Here is a 16,915-nt window from a genome sequence, read left to right as displayed (position 1 = left end):
ATACCACCTCGGCGTCTGTCCCGCCGCCCCTGCCCGCCGGCCACGGACACGGCACTGGGGACCGTGGCGGCGTCCGGATAGCACCTCACAGGGTCTGGCACAGTCGCACGTCCGTGACGTGCTCTATTCGACGGGCAGTTCCTTCAGAGCTCTACCCAGCTCTCTGTCGTCCTGGGCACCACGCCAGCGGACCACACGAACCTGGTCCTCGCGATGCTGCACATTCGACGACGGGACGTCCCGGTCAACCACAAGAAGCCCGTAGCCACCAACCCGTCGTGCGTACTCGCGCAACTGGTCGACAACTCCCTTGACCTGCGACTCGTTCGCGGGTCCGCGCCAGGTCTTTGCCTCTACGAGCATCACCCGGCCGTCAGCTAGTTCCACAACCACATCGGCATGCATCTTGCTGAGTGAAGGGCTCCTTTCAACCCGCCTGACGGATGCGCCAGCCAACCGACTGATGGCGGCTGATACGGCCTGCTCGTAGCGAACGTGATGGGCCCATGGGGATGTCGCCGACTCGGAGGGGGTGATGGTTTGCGCCGGAACGGTCACTGTTGCCGCTTCCTCGCCGACTTGTCCCGGGTCGATCTCGACGAGAACTCGAGGACGAGGCCCAGAGAAGACCTCGACTACGTGACCTTGGACGCTCTCGAGACCCCAATCGACCTCGACCGGCTCACCGGGCGGGGGAAGTTCGTCAGCAGCAAGTGCGTTGGTTACCACGGCGTACCCCCACCGGTGAGTCTGCTGATGTTATGGCCTACAACCGCATCAAGGGCTCCAGTTAGAGACCGCATGCTTGCGTCCCAGGCGCGCACTTGAGCGAGAGTTAGATTTGCACCGGAAGTTGCGCGCGAAATCTTGGAGGCATCACTGTGGGCAATCCCATTGCGCGCTTCGTTGATCTTATCCATCGTTGTCAGCCACGCTGCTCCGCGAGTGTATTGAGACTTTACGTCACTCAAGACGTTGAAGCCGAACCTCGAGAAGTCATCCTGTAGGGATCCGGTGAACGCATTCCCCTTGTCTAGGCGCCGGTCCCTTGTGAAAAGGTTCCGCAGAACCACAGCGTAGGCCTTCGACAAGGGGGGCGTTCGGTTGACAACCGCGTCCACTGCCTCACTGTGAAGGTCGCGCGCATACCCCTGGAATTCTGCGGCCAGACGTAGGACCAGCGACCAGTTCAGCTGTTCAGTCGCGGTGCGCCGTCCGGGTCCAGGTCCACCTACTGTGGCGTGGGCGCTGTAAAGCTCCGTAAGCCGCTCCCGACGTTCGGATCTCCAAGTCAGGAGGGCGTTGGATACCACGATGAGGATGTTAGTGGCGAGCGGCTCGGACAGGCCCGCTTGTCGCCCGAATAGTCCCCTCGGGTTCATTCGTCTCAGCTACCGTCTCGGTCGATGATCGCGCCGGCACCCGACTTGCGGGTCTTGAATCCGATGCGTCCGCTCGGGGCGGCCCCGTAGGGTAGGGCATACGAAAAGAGGCTCGCGACATTTGTCGCAGGCACAGCGGCGCCGGGCGGCAACAACTGAGGTGAGGCGCCCTCATCCTCGCTATCGAGCCCAAGGGTGAGCAGGAATCCGCCACGCGTTGGCGTGCGCAAGCTGGCCGCGAGAGGTCCCCCGGTGTCATCGAGCCGCAATGGCGACCCAATGCGCTTTCCGGCGATCGTCTCGATCGCGGCTCGCTGCCGGAAGGAGCTTCCGGAGAAGCCCCCACGTCCGCCCCCTCGACGTGCACGCTTGAGGATGGGAAGGGCCTCTCCCCGGTCGCCGATCGGGCGCTCAACGCTGTTCTTGAGGATCGGCATCAGCACGACGAAGTCGGTCAGTGCCCCCTCCGCAATGGCGGTCTTCATAAACTCGACATGAGGTTCGAACTTGTAGTTCGGCGTCCACTCGAAAGCGCTGACGGCTTCGAGCAGCGTCTCCGCGTCAATGGTTCCGTAGCGCCCGTCGTACTGCCGCACCACATTCGTGGTCGGGTCGATGTACTCGAACGTGCCCCGCGCCTCCAGGGTGTCCAGGAGGGGCTGAACGAGCTCAAAGTGCTTCTCGTTGTGCCGACCGTCCTGACGGTCCGGCTGGCGCGGAAAGTCCTGAAGCTGCCCGCCGATTCCCTGAGTCGTTAGTTCGGCGTTGTACATCTTGTTGGTGGCCGTCGGCTTGAGCCAAGGAAGCTGCTGGAACACCATCGGCGGGACGTCCTCAGGACGCACCTGAGGATGTCCCGTTCCGTCGTTGATGGCGGCGTAGCGGGCGAGTTCCGCTCGGAAGTCCTCTTCGTCCCTGACCACAGCCTCGAACGCCTCGTAGAGGTCGATCGTCTTGTTGCCAGGGGCGGGGACGTTCCGGCCGATGTAGAGGCGGACGAGATCTCGGTACCCCCCGCGGAAGCCGAACCAGCGACCCATCTGCATGAGTGTGTCCGCTTGCTGGGTCCTGCGGGTGTAGTAGGAGATCGTCAAGCCCTCGACGGTGAACCCGCGGCTCAGCTTCGTTCCACCTACCAGGATCTTCCAGACGTTCGATGTCTGGAAGTCCAAGGCGTCCTGTTCGTAGTCCTTCTCCGCCGCGCCGTTCACCACGATGACGGGAGATGTTCCCGCGTCGATGAGGTCGAGCGCCTTGCCGATCCATCCGCCGGAGATCAGTTCTTCGAAGGTCTGCGTCATAGGCGGAACGGGCGGAGCGGGATCGCCAGCGGCTTCCGCCGTCAGGACGGCCCTCTCGTGAAGAGCGTCGGTCACAGGCTGCACGTCCGTCTCGAAGAGCAGCTGCAGCCGCTTCAACCCCACAGTGGTGTCGTAGCCGGCCTGCCTCCAAAGCTCACGGATCTCGTCGGCAAGTGCCGCGTGGTCCGCCATCTTGACCGATTCGTGGACCAGCATGGTGTGGTGCCGGAACGGCTCCTGGCACGGCTCCCGACGGTAGAGCTTGATCGCGCCGGTGAGCACGAAAGCGTCGATCGCTTCCTGTAGCTCCGCGACTCTCTTCTCGGGGCTCGTGGAGATCAGGTCTCGGACGAACGCCTTCTCGTTCGAGTTGTGGATGGTCTTCGGTTCTCCGGCGAAGTCCACGTCGAGATCATGAAAGTCGGATGCACCCATGTATCCGTGCGGTCGCTCGAGGGTGACGATGAAGTCTTTGGGGAAGATGTCCTCGGAGTCGTCTGGGTCCACGAAAACGTTCGCGAAGGGTGTCGCGGTGTACCCCACGTATTGCGCACGCTTCAGGACCTTGAGCAGGTCCGCGATGCGTTGGTTGACGGCCGTCCGTTCCTTCTCTTCGGCCGTCGGGTTCTTCTGCTTCTTCGTGTTGACCGAGGCCTGGTCGGCTTCGTCGTCGATGATCAGCGTCGGAATCTCCCCGAGCTCGGCGTGGATTTCGCCGAGGTCGTCGACCAGGCGCTTGAGCACGGTGCTGTTCTTCTTCACGATCGCGAGTCGCACATCGCTTCGGAAGAGGTTGATGGGGTCGTACAGCGGGCGCTGCTTGTCTGCCAGCTCGTGTCCTGCGCGGAAGTCCAGCGCGGCGAGGCCCTGCTTGAGTCGCTTGTAGTCCCCGGAGTACGTGCTCAGCCGACGGATCGTGGGTGCGTCGTCCAGTGTCCAGATGGGCACGTTGTGGCGGAGGAACTTCCCGTCCAACCAGTCCTGGTCCTGGTGGTAGTCGGTCTCCGCAACCTTCGCCGAGTCCGCCTCGTCGATGCCGCCGAGGATGTTCTCGACGCCGACGAGTTCCATATCAAGGCGACGCTGAGTTTGACGCCTCAGGATCTCGACCGTGCCTGTCAGGACGATGATCAAGCGGTAGCCCGCATCGATCGCCTTGGCCAGTACTCCGGTGAAGTTCGCTGTCTTGCCGCTCTGCACGTAGCCGACGACCAGTCCCTTGGACTGATAGCGATCCGACCATGTGGGGTCGGCCAGGCGGCGCACGACAGACGTCGTTGCAGTGTCGAGGCGGCCGAGGGCCTGGGCGTTCCATCCGCTCTTCGCGAGAAGGCCGGAGTAGGCGTTCCAGTAGAAGTCGCGCTCTGACTGGCGTCCGGCGTCGTACCAGGGATCCCAGTCCCCATCTCCGCCCTCGATAACGATGGCTCCGGGGTCTCGTGGATACACCTCGTCCAGGCGCGCTCGGGACTCGGCGCTGATCTCAAGGAGGTCGTAGATGGATGAGCGACGGTCCGCGCTGTGGGCGGCCGTCTTGCTAGCCCAGCTACTCGATGAATCAGCGTCCCACCGGCTGATCAGCAACTGGAAGCGAACGCGGGCTTGGTTGTTGACGTCCGGCGTGGCCAGTGCTTCGACCAAGGCGGATTCATCGAGCTTGTCGACACCGGCCTTCTTCAGGAAGAAGTTGACGGTGTCGAGCAGGCCCGACGGCGCCTCTCCGTCCAAACTCTTCAACGCCGGGACAAGGCCCGCGGCTTCACTCACTGCTGCCTCCAACGAACTGTGCGAGTGCGCCCGGAGGCGATCCGGGAACAAGGCTCGAGACGTCGACACGGTAGGAGACCGTGGTGACAAGTTCCGGTTGCGGAACGACTCCGTCGATCCGTCGACGGGTCAGCGCGGGGAACGCATCGTCGACGAAGTAAGCGGCCGGCCGGCTGCGGAGCAGATACCGCTCTCTGTACAAGTCAGCGTCGCTGTCCCGCCATCCGACGCTGCGGAGATGCCCTGCGAAGGCATCGGTCTGAGCTTGCACGCGCGTCCGTACGCGGCCGACGACGTCGGAGAGGCCGAAACCGTCGACGGCGTCACCGGCGCGAGTGAGCTGGATGGAGACCAGCCACAGCGGCCGGCCGAGGCTCGGTTGGAGTTGAGTCTCGGTGCCGATCCGGTGGATTCGCCGCTCGCTGAGCGTCGTCTTGACCTCCGCGTCCACGTCGGCCAGGACGAAGTCGTGTTCCTCCGAGTCGGGCCCGACCCACGCGAGAACTGCTGAAGTCTCGCCCAACTGGTCGATCAGGGATTCCAGGAGCAGGAGCTCCCCGATGAGCCCGATCGTCTTCTCCTCGCTCAGCCGTTGACGATTGGCGAGCAGCTCCTTGAAGCTTTCGACCGATCTGGCCATTGCGACGTGCAGCAGACGGCTCGCGGTCAGATCGTCTACGACAGCCGCGATGAGTGAGTAGGCCTCGTAGTGCGAGCCCTCCGCGTCCACTTCCAGCACGAACCAGGTGCCGCGATCCACCTGCTCCGTGGTGACCGAGACGCGATCCATGGCGGTGACGTCCGGTTCTGGTCCGGCGGCCGGGGTCCAGAGTTGCAGGCGCTGCACAGTGGGGTCGATACGCAGATGACATTCAGGCTCGTCCGCCAGACGTAGGTTCACGACGACGTTCGCGCCGAAGTACGTCTCGAGCGTTTCCGCGGTCAGGTGTTCACGGTTGTCATCACGCACGTCCCTGCTCCTGTTCGGTCTGGGCGGTGACAGCCGCGAGCAGGAGGGTTTGCCACGCCTCGATCTCCCGCCGTTCCTTGATGCCCATGAACGAGCCGTCGAAGTATCGGTTGAGCAGCAGGTGCAGGAGTGTCTTGAGCACGGGAGCGTCGTCCGTGTCGAGACTAGGACCGCCCACCAGCACCTTCCGATACCGGAGGTTCAGCGCGAGGACGTCGTCATCCCTATCGATCTCGAAGACCTGATCCGGCGGCAGGGTTCGCCACACGATGTCCACCGCGGACGTGTCCTGCTGGAACTCGACGGCGTTCTGATAGGCGTCGAGCACGCCGGGGGGGAGCCCTCCTCGGGGTTCGACGACGGTGATGGGCCGGCGTTGCCGCTGGCGGCTGCGCTTGTCCTCCCCGGCGGCGCGCTGCAGGTACTCCGTGAACGTGAGACCCGTGCTGGCACAGGTAGCTTTTTCCAATGCGCGACGCAGGTCGCTCGAAAACGTGATCCCGGACTTCTCCGGGTTGATCGTGACGTGCGCATCCGCGGTCGGACCCAGATCCAACTCGACACGCGCGAGGCCCCATTCGGGCCGGGGACCCCAGAGGTCGCACCAGCCTCCCGCTTGGAGCAGTCGGTTGCGCCGGTAGACGAAGAGTCCCTGCGCGTCCTCCCCGGGGCGTCCTCCGAGCTTGAAGCCCGGGTCCTGTGACCGTGGCGGCCAGACGTGAGCGCGCGCTGACACAGGCTCCGATCCGTCGGGCAGTTCCAGGCGGAGTTCGGCGGGGAACCCGGGGTCACCTGAGTGCCGGTATCCGAACGGATCGATCGGACCGACGGCTCGAGCTGCACTCAGTTCCCCGGTACGGATGTTCTGCGAGTCGACGAAGACCTGCGGTCCCTCGGCGTCCAGCAGACGGTGGAGGACCAGCCCCAGGTGGTTCCGGACGTCGCGCACGGCTCCGTCCAGCCAGCGCACCTGTTCACCGTTGTCCGTGGTGGCCGGAAATGTCCGGACGTCCCGCCACTCGACGATTGTCCCGGTGCCGCCGGCGAAGTCGAAGCGGGCCTCGGCGAGCCTCGCCTCGGCGTCGCCGGCAGACAGTTCGCCGACGCGAGGGGAGGACATGTCGCCCTCTCGGACCAGCACCCGGCCGACAGCACTGGCTCCGTAGGCGCGGGAGTAGACGAGCACCGTGTTGGCCTGGCTCAGCGACGCCGCCTTGAGGCCTACGCCGAAGTGCCCGAGGTTGGTGTCGTGGTAGTCCCGGCGTCCCGCATAGGTCATCGCCTTGTCGATGGTCAGGCTGTCCATGCCGTAGCCGTCGTCGATGACCTGCAGTGCGATAGGCGCCACGCCGTCGAGCAGGAATCGGACCCGGATCGCGCCGGCCGTGGCGTCCAAGGAGTTGTCCACCAGGTCGGCGACCGCAGTAGCGAGCGAGTGGTGCAGACCGATGCTGTTGACCAGCGCGAGGTCCATCTCCACCGGCCGGAGACTGCTCGCACGCGGAGCCGACAGTGCAGACATCACCCGTCCTCGAAGCGATTCCCGACGAACCCGAGCTGGGCGCCGTTCTCCGTCACCGTCCGGACCGTGCGCTGGTCGAAGCCCTCGATGCGTTCGGCCCGGACCGTCAGGGTGATGTCCAGCGCATCTGGGCCGGCCGCCACGAGGTGGGCGAGCATCTCTTCGGCCACCTCGCGCAGCTGGGCGGCGATGTCTCCGTCCGGCTTGACGGAGAGGCGCGCCTCGTAGCGGACGTTCGGAGTGAATACGGGCTGCTTCTTCGCAGGTTTCGGAGGAAGTGGGTGCCCGTCCCCGCCGGGCAGCGGCGCCGGCGCATCTCCGCCCCCCGGAAGCTCTGGCTCGGACTTCCTCGACTCGCGTTCGCGCTGCGCTGATGCCAGATGTGGAGCAACCAGGAGAGTGGTGTCGGTGATGGTGGCGATGTGCGCGTCCGGGCCCGGCAGGACCAACCCGCCGAAGTCGCCGGTCTCCTTGTCGTAGCTCTCGGCGATGGCGAAGGCTGCACCTTCCCAGTCCAGCTCATCGAGCGCGGATCGGATGCCTTCCTCGAGCACCCTCCGATTCCGGAGCCGGTCGAGATACGGGTGGCGCTGGTAGAACTCCCAGAGCTCGTGGACCGAGATTCGACCGTCATTCCAGGTGCGGCGCAGCGGGTGGTCCAGCGCGAGGCGGATGTTCTGCGCGCCGATGGCGGTCAGGAGAAGCTGCTCCTTGATCAGCCGCGCCGAGGTGCGAACGGCGAGACGTAGCTCCGCTCCCTCGACCTTCAGGGCTCGGACGGCCAGCGGCTTCGCCCCGTCGGGCTGCTCCGGATACATCACCCAGATGTAGGTCGTAGGGACCCGCTGGTCGACGACGCGGTTCGTCTCTTCCGAGCGTCGCCGGACCACCGCCGCCTGCTGTTGGGTCAGATCGAGTTCGGTGATACGACCGACGAGGTGGCGCCACGCCAGGTGGTTCCGGACCGCGGACTCGAGCTCGGCGTAGCGCTGTGTGTCGGCGGCCAGGGCCACGATCAGGTTCCGGCGTTCCCGTGGTGCCGCGCCTCGTGAGGCGATGAGTTCGTCTACGAACCGGTACGCGGCGGAGTCCGTTCCCTTGCCGGAGTGCGTGTAGCGGGGATGCAGGACGACGAGGCGGACGCCCTCCGGCTCGGCCACTTCCGTGGAGCTCTCGGGGGCAACCTCCACGGCAGTGAACTGGCCCGGCTGGGTCTTCTCGGTCCGGGCGATGCGGGCGACGACCTCCTCCCAGACGTCTTCCGGGGTGAGTCCGGCCGCGTACTCGGCGGCCTTCCGGTTCAGCGACGGCTGGACGTCGTACCAGTACCGCTCGCTGTCGCTGTAGAGGTACGTCGCGTTGTCGGTCAGCAGCTGGAGGGCGGACCCAAAGTTGCCGACCGTGTCGCCGGGCTGCGCCACGCCCAGGAAGAGGCGTTGGCGCTCGATCCCCTTGTGCGCGCTGCGTAGGGTGGCCGCGGACCCGAGGAAGAGAGCGCGCGCGATGCGGCGCGTGAGTGCACGCTTGCCGAACAGGGGACGGTCGGCGTCGATGCGTACAGGAGTAGACATCTCCCCGTCGACGTCGGCGTCAAGAATCGGCGCCCAGTTGTCCTCGAGGTACTTCGAGACCTCGTTCCGGACACCGCCCGAGTCGAGGGGAACGGTGCCCGGCATGATTAGCGGTGAGGGATCATCGCTGCTGCTCAGTGTGTGTACGACAGCGCTCATCAGCCGGAGGACGCCGCGCGTTCGTTGGAAGCGCTCGAGGCTGGACCAGTCTTCGTAGAGGCGGTCGAACAGCTCGGGGTGAATGGGATACGCGGACTTGATGCGTCCGACGTAGTCGTTGTCCGTCGTCTCCTTCGGAAACTCCCCGTGGTGAGACCGGTAGAACTCGACGAAGCGCTGCGCCGTGACCGCGATCTTCGTCCTGCTGTCGCCGTCCGGGTCGACGAACAGCCGGCGGCGGACGATCTCGAAGGACTCCTGCGCGGACGCCGGCCGCCATTCGTACGAGGTGCGTCCGATGACGTTCTGCAGGCGCTCGAGTGCCTCGCGCCCGTGGGCGCCACCGATCTCGAGGTCGGAGGCGTCGCGGCCGTCGTGATCGGCCCGGACGTCGGACGCCGGGATCGACACCAAAAGAAGCGCGCCCGGGGTGGCGGCGACAGCACCCGTGAGGGTCTGAGTGAAGGTGAACTGCGTGTCGAACGTGCCGCCGCGGAGGTCGTCGCGGGTGTACAGGCCGCGCGCGTAGGCGACCCACTCGTCGATGAGGATGACGCAGGGGGAGTGAGCGGCGAGCAGCTTCTTCAGCGCCGCGCCCGGGTTCGTACTGGTCCTGTCGGCATCGGCCAGCATGTCGTAGGCGTCGCGACCGCCGAGCTGCCAGGCCAGCTCACCCCACAGCGTGTTGACCTCGACGCCGCCCTCCGTGCGGATGGGCAGGTTCGGGGCGATCTCATTGCCAGCAAGTGCCACCCGGCCGACCTTCCGCCCGCCGGCGACGGCGGCCCCCTCGAGCAGCTCCTGGACGTCCTGCGGGTAGTCAGCGATCGGATGGCCGGACACCAGATGCCAGACGGCGAGCATCGAGTGCGTCTTGCCACCGCCGAAGTTGGTCTGCAGGTTGATGACCGGATCGGCGTCCATGTCACCGGAGAGACGTGCGGCCGCGCGCCGAAGCAGATCCTTCAAACCGTCGGTCAGATACGTCCGACGGAAGAATTCGACGGGGTTCCGGTACTCCTCCCCGGCACCTTCAGTTCCGTCGTCGTTGCCGAACGCGACCTGATGCAGGTCCGCGGCGAACTCCGACGTCGCATAACGGCCGGCGGCAACGTCCGGATGCGGGATCAGCACGTCGCGCCACGGCGGCAGCCCCTGCGACTCGAAACCCGCGACGGCGGTGTGCGTACGGGCCGCGCGGGCGACCTCCGTGTCGTACTCCCGCCGCTGAAGGTCCACCCGAAGCGAACGGGTTTCGTCCGCCTGGGGTACCGCGCCGGCGGCTCGGAGCAACCGCTCCGCGGTGTCCAGCGCTCTATAGGTGTCATCGGCCGAGAACGGCTTCTGGTGCGCCCACTTGTCGCGGACGTCGCGCAGCTCGCTGGCGAGCGACTTCTCCGCTCGAGAGAGGTAGGCATCGAACGGGAACCAACCGGGGACCACCGTCTCCGTGAGGATGCGGAGCTGGTTCTGGACATCGGCTTGCTCGTAGATCTTGCCGCCGATCCCCTTACCGGAGTCCTTGGCAGCGAGCAGCGACGTCCAGTCCCCGCCCGCAGGGACTCGTTCGGCGACCGCTCGAGCGATGAACGCGTCGAGACCGGCGGACAAGAGTTCCAGGGCATGCCCGACTCGATCGCGATTACTTGTTGCCATCGTGCTTCGTTGCTCCCTGTCAGTACGCCGTGTCGAGCACGAGCTGCTCACCGGACGCGTCGGGCGCACTGCGGGCAGCGTCCAGAACGTCCGCCCAGGACGCTGCGAGCATGTTGAACCGCTGGGCCACGCCGGACCAGCGGTTCCTTTCGGCGATCGAGAACAGCAGATACGCCAACTCCTTGGCCGCATCGAGGTCGATACGTGCAGCCGCCCTCGCCATCAGCAAACCGGCAGCATCGAGTCCCTGTTCGTCCAGCGCCTTGGCCAAATGGACGACGATCTCCCAGAGCGTGATGTGATCATCGGCGCGGGGGTCGTAACCCACCCTCAAGGCGGCAGGATCGAAGAGCTGGACCTTGCCCGCTCGCGCGGTCAACGCTCCTGAGCGATCGAGACCTCCCACAGATGTGTTGAACGCCGACGCGATCGTCTCGGCTTCGCCATATGGGCCAGCGTCAAAACCATAGGACTCGAACCATTTGACGCACCAGCGGGTCCCTGAATCGAAATCGCCCTCCTGGGCTGACAAAACCTCACCAAGAATCTGATTTACAATTTGCAAGGCAGCCCGAACCGTCATGGCTTGGCCGTCAGCTTCAACCACCTTGACATATCGCGAGAACACTGCCATGCCCGGGCCAATAGCGGCCTGGGGGAGATCAACGGGGGCGATCGACCCCTGCTGTAGTTCGCGAAGCCGGATTGGCAGCTCGTCGCGGAGTTGTGCCGTGAAGGTGCGCCTATCTACGACGGTAGCCTCGTCGGCGCGTGGCCGAAGAGCGAGAACAATGGAGGAGGCCAGAGTGTTCGACCCAACACTCGTCATCCGACCGCCGCGTTCCGATCTCATCGGCCAAGTTCCAGTGATTTGCCACCCGCTCGCCATCATGGCAGACAGTAGTGTTTCCCAGCCCGTCGAGGACTCGCCGTCCTGGTCCGTCTCTGTTTGCTTGAACGCGTAGTAAACAGTTATGGGATAGTCTGCGGACGCAGTGAAGCGAGCAGTGGAAAAGAAGCTGCGGAAGCCGGATTCGAAGAAGTCTTGAGCGCCGTCGCGTCCGCCATGCCGGAAGGGATTTGCAACCAATTCCTGCGCTTTAGGTACAAGAAGCGTGCCCAGGGCGTCCGGGTGAACTTCGCGCAAGGCTCGGCGCAGCCAGATGTAAAAGAAATCGGAGAGATCGGAGTATCCAATGTTGTCGTAGTACGGCGGGTCGGTGGATATCACCAGTCCGGCATCGATATTAGCTGCGGCATCGCCTTGCAGGACGACGGGTGCGACGCCAGCGGGAAGGAGGTCAACCACGCGCGCCACCGCGCGTGTCATGATGTTTAAGCTGCCTGAAGAGTCGGCGAAGGGGTTACCTTCCGCGAAGTCCCAGGTCATGGGCACCGCTTGCCGAGCGAAAGCATTGCGCAGGATCTCCATCTGCGGATTGCTGGCCCAGGTCGTGATGTAGGACTGGTAGTCGCTCAAGCGGCTCACGACGAACGCCAGATATGTGGAAATGGCATCACCGTATGCTTCTGCTCCGTTGCCTCCCTGGCTCAGAGGGGCACCCAGTGGCATGCCGGCCGATACTGCGTCCGCAACAACTTTGCTTCGAACTTCGATCACGAGGTCGGTGAAGCAAATTAGGGAGGATAGCTGGCGATTACTGAACAAATCTGCAAACTTTTTCATGCCGTATGCCTGAACCCTGAAGCCCAGAGCCTGGGTCGGCAGGTCCCCGCTCGGGCCATTGGCAGGTCGCGGGACCGCGCCAGCCGCCTGCTGAGTGCTATCCGGCTCGACGTAAATGCGCCGCCTTCGTCCTTCCACCACCGTGGCTAGTAGCGTTTCTCCCATTCTGTCGCCCTTGGCTTCTTCTCGGATATATGGCAGATCTGCCGTAGACCCACATGCAACGCATACCGCGCCGTTTCGAGTAACGGTGCCTTCTTGGGCGAATGGCAGCTTCGGGGGGGCCGTTCCGATCTTGAAGCGGACCTCGCCGCCAGTTACTTCGGGTTGCACATAGGCTTCCTTGCCCTTCTTGCGGCCGAGTGACCACTTGTTCGTGAGTGGCATAGTCACGCTGCAAGCGGGATTAGGACAGCGAACCGTCCGTGCCCAAACCCATGCCATGGCGGTTCCTCGGGAGCCGTCGGGCAAGCTGACCTCTGGGTAGAGGTGGCCGATCCGCTTCTGAGCTTGATCTCGAAGGTAGCCGCCATATCGACGGATGTCCTCGGCAATCCCGGTGGCTCGCGGCCAGGTGCCCATCCGGGAGTCGGCCGCGCCGGGAAAGACCGGGGGAACATCCTGGAATCGAGATGGGATATCCATCAATGCAGTGTTAATGAGGACGGAGACAGGGTTCAGGTCAGACGCGTGAGCGCGGAGGCCAAGCCGCTGTGCCTCGAGCGGGATTGATCCTCCTCCTGCGAAGGGGTCGAGAATCGCCGGTGGTGAGTCGCCTGTCGAGCGCCGAATCTCGGCGCGTGCCGCAGCGAGCAGTCCCTCGTCTTGCAGATTCTCCCAGACGGACAGTCGCTCCATGAGCCGAAAGAGGCGTGCACGCTCAGCGCTAATCCACGCTTCCCTTTCCCTCGCATCGGTGAAAGCGTCCGCGTGTGGGGTCGAAGCGGGGTCGTCCACCAGCTGCGCAAACAGCACTGCTCGGGCGGTAGCGAGTGGCTTACGGGACCACCACAGGTGGAGGCTCGAGGGATGCCCCTGCCTTACTGACTTCTCGCGTGCCGACTCCCTGTTGATCGCTTCGAGGGGCAGAGCGACCTCGATGAGCTTTCGGCGCTGCGTCACTATGGCTCGATCCTGTCCCTTGCTGTTTCGCTACTGCTCGTGACCTTCGTAGCAGGCGGCGGCGCTGCATGGCAGCTGGCTCGCCCGCTGGGATGACCCGTACTTCCCGAGGGGCGGGCGGCTCCCTCAACTACATGAGCTGCCGCGAGTGGGTCTTGGTGCTCCCAGAAACGGAGCACAGTCCAACCGAGCGCGGTCAGGTGCTGGTCGGTGTCCCGATCCCGGCTGACGTTCGCCTCGAGCTTGGCTGCCCACCACGCCTTGTTCGCCACAGGGGCGGTTCGGTGCTCCGGGCAGGAGTGCCAGAAACACCCGTCGACGAAGACGGCTACTCGGCTGCGGGTGAAGGCGATGTCCGCTCGTCGTCGTGGCATCCCGGGGAGGGGCCAGTCGACCCGGAACCGTAGACCTCTTCGATGGAGTTCGCGCCGGAGTGCCACCTCCGGCGCTGTGTCCCGTCGGGCCTGGCGAGACATCCGCGAGGTAACCGACGAATCCGACGGCGGGGGTCGGCTGCTGTGACTCAAAGCTTTGATCATCGTCGGTCTGTCGGCTCGGGATCGTCGGTGGGGCCGGCTAGCCTCCGCCCGTGCATCTTGCGTCGTCCTCGCCATCCCGTGTCCCTGCCGAGGAGGACCCGACACCACGGGCGACGGTACTGGACCTCTTCAGTGGGGCTGGCGGCATGACCGAAGGGTTTCACGCGTCCGGTCCGTTCGAGACCGTGCAAGCCGTCGAGATGGATGCAGCGGCCGCAGCCAGCTATGCCGCCACGTTTGGCGATATCGTGCATGTCGGACCGATCGGAGACTGGCTGGCGACCTGGGAGGTGCCCTCCGTCGACGTCGTCATCGGCGGGCCCCCGTGCCAGGGCTTTTCGACCCTCGGGAAGCAAAACGCGGAGGACATCCGCAACGCGCTCTGGCGCGACTACGCGCAGACCATCGTCCGGGCCGCGCCCAAGTACTTCGTGCTCGAGAACGTGGGCGCCTTCCTCGCGTCCAGGCAGTTCGGAGATCTCCGAGCGGCCACGGAGCCGGGCGGGCTCCTCGCCGACTACTCGTTCCAGGCTGACGTGCTCAACGCGGCCGACTTCGGCGCCGCGCAGGCCCGCCGGCGAACCATCCTCATCGGACACCATCGAGACCTGCCTGCCCCAGGCCTGCCGGCGGCGACACATGCCGGTCGGCAAGTGTCTCTGAAGGCGGTTCTGAAGGGCGTTCGAGCCCGGGTGGAGGCAACCGAGCTTCCCGAGCGGAGCACGACCGTTGACGGGCGGGCGCGGCCTGGTGCTTTCAGAACGACGGAGCTTCACGTGGGCCGTACGTATACGTCCACGTCGATGGCCCGTATCCGGTCCATCCCTCCTGGCGGGAACCGGTTCGACATCCCGAAGGGCCTCCTGCCCCCGTGCTGGCAGAAGCACACGAGCGGCTCGGCGGACGTCATGGGGCGCCTCCACTGGGATAAGCCTTCCGTCACCATCCGGACCGAGTTCTTCAAGCCGGAGAAGGGGCGCTACCTGCACCCCAGCGAGGACCGCGCCCTCACGCACTACGAGGCCGCGCTCATCCAGGGGTTCCCGAAGACGCACCGCTGGGTGGGATCCAAGACCGCGATCGCCCGCCAAATCGGGAACGCCGTCCCCATTCCCTTGGGGCGAGCGATCGCGAACCACCTCGCGGACGCCTTGGGGCTTCGCCGGTCCGACGTCGTCGAGGACGCGCCGGGACGGGTCGCCTAAGTCATCTCTGTGCCAGCGACGCTTTGTCGTCGCTGGGTGTCTCGTGGTTACATGCGATCTCACGGGGACTCGGAGCCGGGGCTCGCTATAACGGCCCCACTCACGTCCATGCCCGCGCGTGGCTCGATGCTGGCTGGGCCGTCGATGCCTTCGATCAGCGCGCGTAGCGGGTGAGGTTCCGCCGAGCGAGGTGAGGGACCGCCGCTGACGTCGACGTAACCATCCGACTCTTTCGCCGGCTGCAGCCAACGGGCTCGGGCCGGGCGGTCCGGCGGCAGGTGGTTGAACCTCCGGCTAGTGTCCGTTCTCGCCGCCCGCCGTCGGACCTGGAGGTTTGGTGTCCTTGCCCGACCGCATGCCGCTGTTTTCCCCCAGGCCGCTGTCGCGCCCGGCCCGCCTGGCAGCCGCCGCGCTCGATCGCCGCTGGAAGCTCCCGGCCGCGACCGCGCCGGTGGGAGTGCTTCGCAACGTCGACGTGCCGATGCGCGACGGCGCCGTCCTCAAGGCCACCGTCTACCTGCCCCACACCCCCGGACCGCACCCGACCGTGCTCATGCGTTCGCCGTACGGCCGGGCCGGCGGCTTCGCCCTGACCATGGCCCTGCCGTACGCGGCCCGCGGCTACGCGGTCGTGCTGCAGAGCGTGCGCGGTACCTTCGGCTCCGGCGGTGAGTTCACCCCGGTCGTCAATGAGGCGCAGGACGCGCAGGACACCGTCGTCTGGCTGCGGGAGCAGCCGTGGTTCGACGGACGGCTGGCCACCCTCGGCCCCAGCTACCTCGCCTACACGCAGTGGGCGCTGGCGCTCGACCCGCCGCCCGAGCTCAAGGCCATGGTTCTGCACATCGGGCCGCACGACCTCGCCCAGGCCGGCCTGGTCGACGGCGCCTTTCAGCTCACCAACCTGGCGATCTGGACCGAGCTGATCGCCCACCAGGAGTTGGTCAGCCCGTGGCGCGGCCTCCTGCGCCTGCTGACCGCCGAGCGCCGACTCGCGCCCTATCTGACCGAGCTGCCGCTGCAGGGCCTGGCCGAGCGCCTCGGCGGCAACCCGGCACCGTGGTTCGACGAGTGGCTCGACCACCCCGACCTCAGCGACCCGTACTGGGACCGCTACCGCGCGACCCCCGCCGTCCACTCCAGCACCGTCCCCACGCTGCTCATCGGTGGCTGGCAGGACTGGTTCGTCGAGCAGACGCTCGAGCAGTACGCCGTGCTGCGCGACCGCGGGGTCGACGTCGGCCTCACCGTCGGCGCCTGGGCGCACCTCACCATCGACCCGGCCGTGTCGGCGCTGGAGAGCCTCGGCTGGCTCAACACGTACCTACCGGTGAAGGGCGCCAACCCGGTGCCCCCGCGGGACAGCCGCGTGCGGGTCCTCGTCACCGGCGCGCACACCTGGCGCAAGCTGCCCGACTGGCCGCGGCCCACCACCGACCGCACCTGGTACCTCGCCGCCGCCGGCCACCTGGACGACGACGTCCCGGTCCCGGGCGTGACCACGTTCCGCTACGACCCGATGGACCCCACGCCGTCGGTCGGCGGGCGGGTGCTCGCCGGGAGCGCGGGTCAGCGCGACAACCGCGAGCTCGAGGCCCGCGACGACGTCCGCACCTTCACCACCCCGGTGCTCCGCCAGCCGGTCGAGGTCGCCGGCGGCGTGCGGGTGCGGCTCGTCGTCGAGTCCGACAACCCGTACGCCGACCTCTTCCTCCGGCTCTGCGACGTCGAGCCCAACGGGAAGTCGATCAACGTGACCGACCGGCTCGTGCGGCTCGACCCGGCGCCGGGGGAGGAGCCGGCGGCCGGCCCACGGGTCGTGGAGACGACGCTGCCCGACACCGCCCACCGGTTCCGCGCCGGGCACCGGATCCGGCTGCAGGTCTCCGGCGGTGCGCACCCGCGCTACGCCCGGAACATGGGCACCGGCGAGCCGGTGGGTCAGGCGAACCGCGGAGTGCCGACCACCCACCGGATCTGCCTCGGCGGCGCGACGCCCTCGTCGGTCACCCTGCCGACGGCCTGATCCCAGGA

9 protein-coding genes and 1 pseudogene are annotated in these 16,915 nt (G+C 65.9%); 2 read left to right on the top strand and 8 right to left on the bottom strand.

Annotation, left to right across the window (positions count from 1 at the left end):
- Positions 1-123: 123 nt before the first annotated feature.
- The 8 genes and pseudogenes from DQ237_RS19390 to DQ237_RS03395 form a co-directional block, all read right to left on the bottom strand.
- The gene (locus DQ237_RS19390; RefSeq protein WP_147251729.1) at positions 124-729 is read right to left on the bottom strand and encodes a hypothetical protein; all 606 of its coding nucleotides are present in this window, start codon (positions 727-729) and stop codon (positions 124-126) included.
- Positions 730-1,387: 658 nt separating this feature from the next.
- Positions 1,388-4,450, bottom strand: coding sequence for a Z1 domain-containing protein (locus DQ237_RS03420; RefSeq protein WP_205730047.1), 3,063 nt, complete (start codon positions 4,448-4,450; stop codon positions 1,388-1,390).
- Positions 4,443-5,420 (bottom strand): PD-(D/E)XK motif protein, encoded by a 978-nt coding sequence (locus DQ237_RS03415; RefSeq protein WP_113797045.1) that lies wholly within the window; start codon positions 5,418-5,420, stop codon positions 4,443-4,445. Before DQ237_RS03415 ends, DQ237_RS03420 begins: the two co-directional genes overlap by 8 nt.
- Entirely contained in the window at positions 5,413-6,894 is a 1,482-nt protein-coding gene (locus DQ237_RS03410; protein WP_205730046.1) for an ATP-binding protein, read from the bottom strand. Before DQ237_RS03410 ends, DQ237_RS03415 begins: the two co-directional genes overlap by 8 nt.
- A gap of 47 nt (positions 6,895-6,941) precedes the next feature.
- Positions 6,942-10,283: a Swt1 family HEPN domain-containing protein gene (locus tag DQ237_RS03405; protein WP_205730045.1), complete on the bottom strand. Its 3,342-nt coding sequence runs from the start codon at positions 10,281-10,283 to the stop codon at positions 6,942-6,944.
- Between the two features lie 64 nt (positions 10,284-10,347).
- Entirely contained in the window at positions 10,348-12,873 is a 2,526-nt protein-coding gene (locus tag DQ237_RS03400) for a DUF1156 domain-containing protein (RefSeq protein ID WP_240619366.1), read from the bottom strand.
- Between the two features lie 51 nt (positions 12,874-12,924).
- Positions 12,925-13,137, bottom strand: a pseudogene (locus tag DQ237_RS20580) (DUF1156 domain-containing protein); the annotation flags it as partial.
- Positions 13,137-13,613, bottom strand: coding sequence for a very short patch repair endonuclease (locus DQ237_RS03395; protein ID WP_113797037.1), 477 nt, complete (start codon positions 13,611-13,613; stop codon positions 13,137-13,139). The gene DQ237_RS03395 and the pseudogene DQ237_RS20580, both read right to left, overlap by 1 nt.
- Before the next feature lie 113 nt (positions 13,614-13,726).
- Here DQ237_RS03395 and DQ237_RS03390 point away from each other — a divergent pair, with 113 nt between their 5' ends.
- A complete protein-coding gene (locus DQ237_RS03390; protein ID WP_369832186.1) occupies positions 13,727-14,881 on the top strand; it encodes a DNA cytosine methyltransferase in 1,155 nt (384 codons plus the stop codon).
- Positions 14,882-15,218: 337 nt separating this feature from the next.
- On the top strand, positions 15,219-16,907 hold the full coding sequence (locus tag DQ237_RS03385; RefSeq protein WP_113797033.1) for a CocE/NonD family hydrolase: 1,689 nt from the start codon (positions 15,219-15,221) through the stop codon (positions 16,905-16,907).
- The last annotated feature ends 8 nt before the right edge of the window (positions 16,908-16,915 follow it).

Origin of the sequence: Blastococcus sp. TF02-8 (assembly GCF_003319175.1) — a bacterium.
Lineage (GTDB): Bacteria > Actinomycetota > Actinomycetes > Mycobacteriales > Geodermatophilaceae > Blastococcus.
Note: the sequence above shows the minus strand (reverse complement) of the source record. Positions and strands in the feature narration are given on the sequence as shown.

Bases quoted from the DNA above. Each gene is read 5' to 3' on its own strand.
- DQ237_RS03410 (WP_205730046.1), bottom strand. From the start codon at position 6,894: ATGGACCTCGCGCTGGTCAACAGCATCGGTCTGCACCACTCGCTCGCT.
- DQ237_RS03400 (WP_240619366.1), bottom strand. From the start codon at position 12,873: ATGGAGCGACTGTCCGTCTGGGAGAATCTGCAAGACGAGGGACTGCTC.
- DQ237_RS03395 (WP_113797037.1), bottom strand. From the start codon at position 13,613: ATGTCTCGCCAGGCCCGACGGGACACAGCGCCGGAGGTGGCACTCCGG.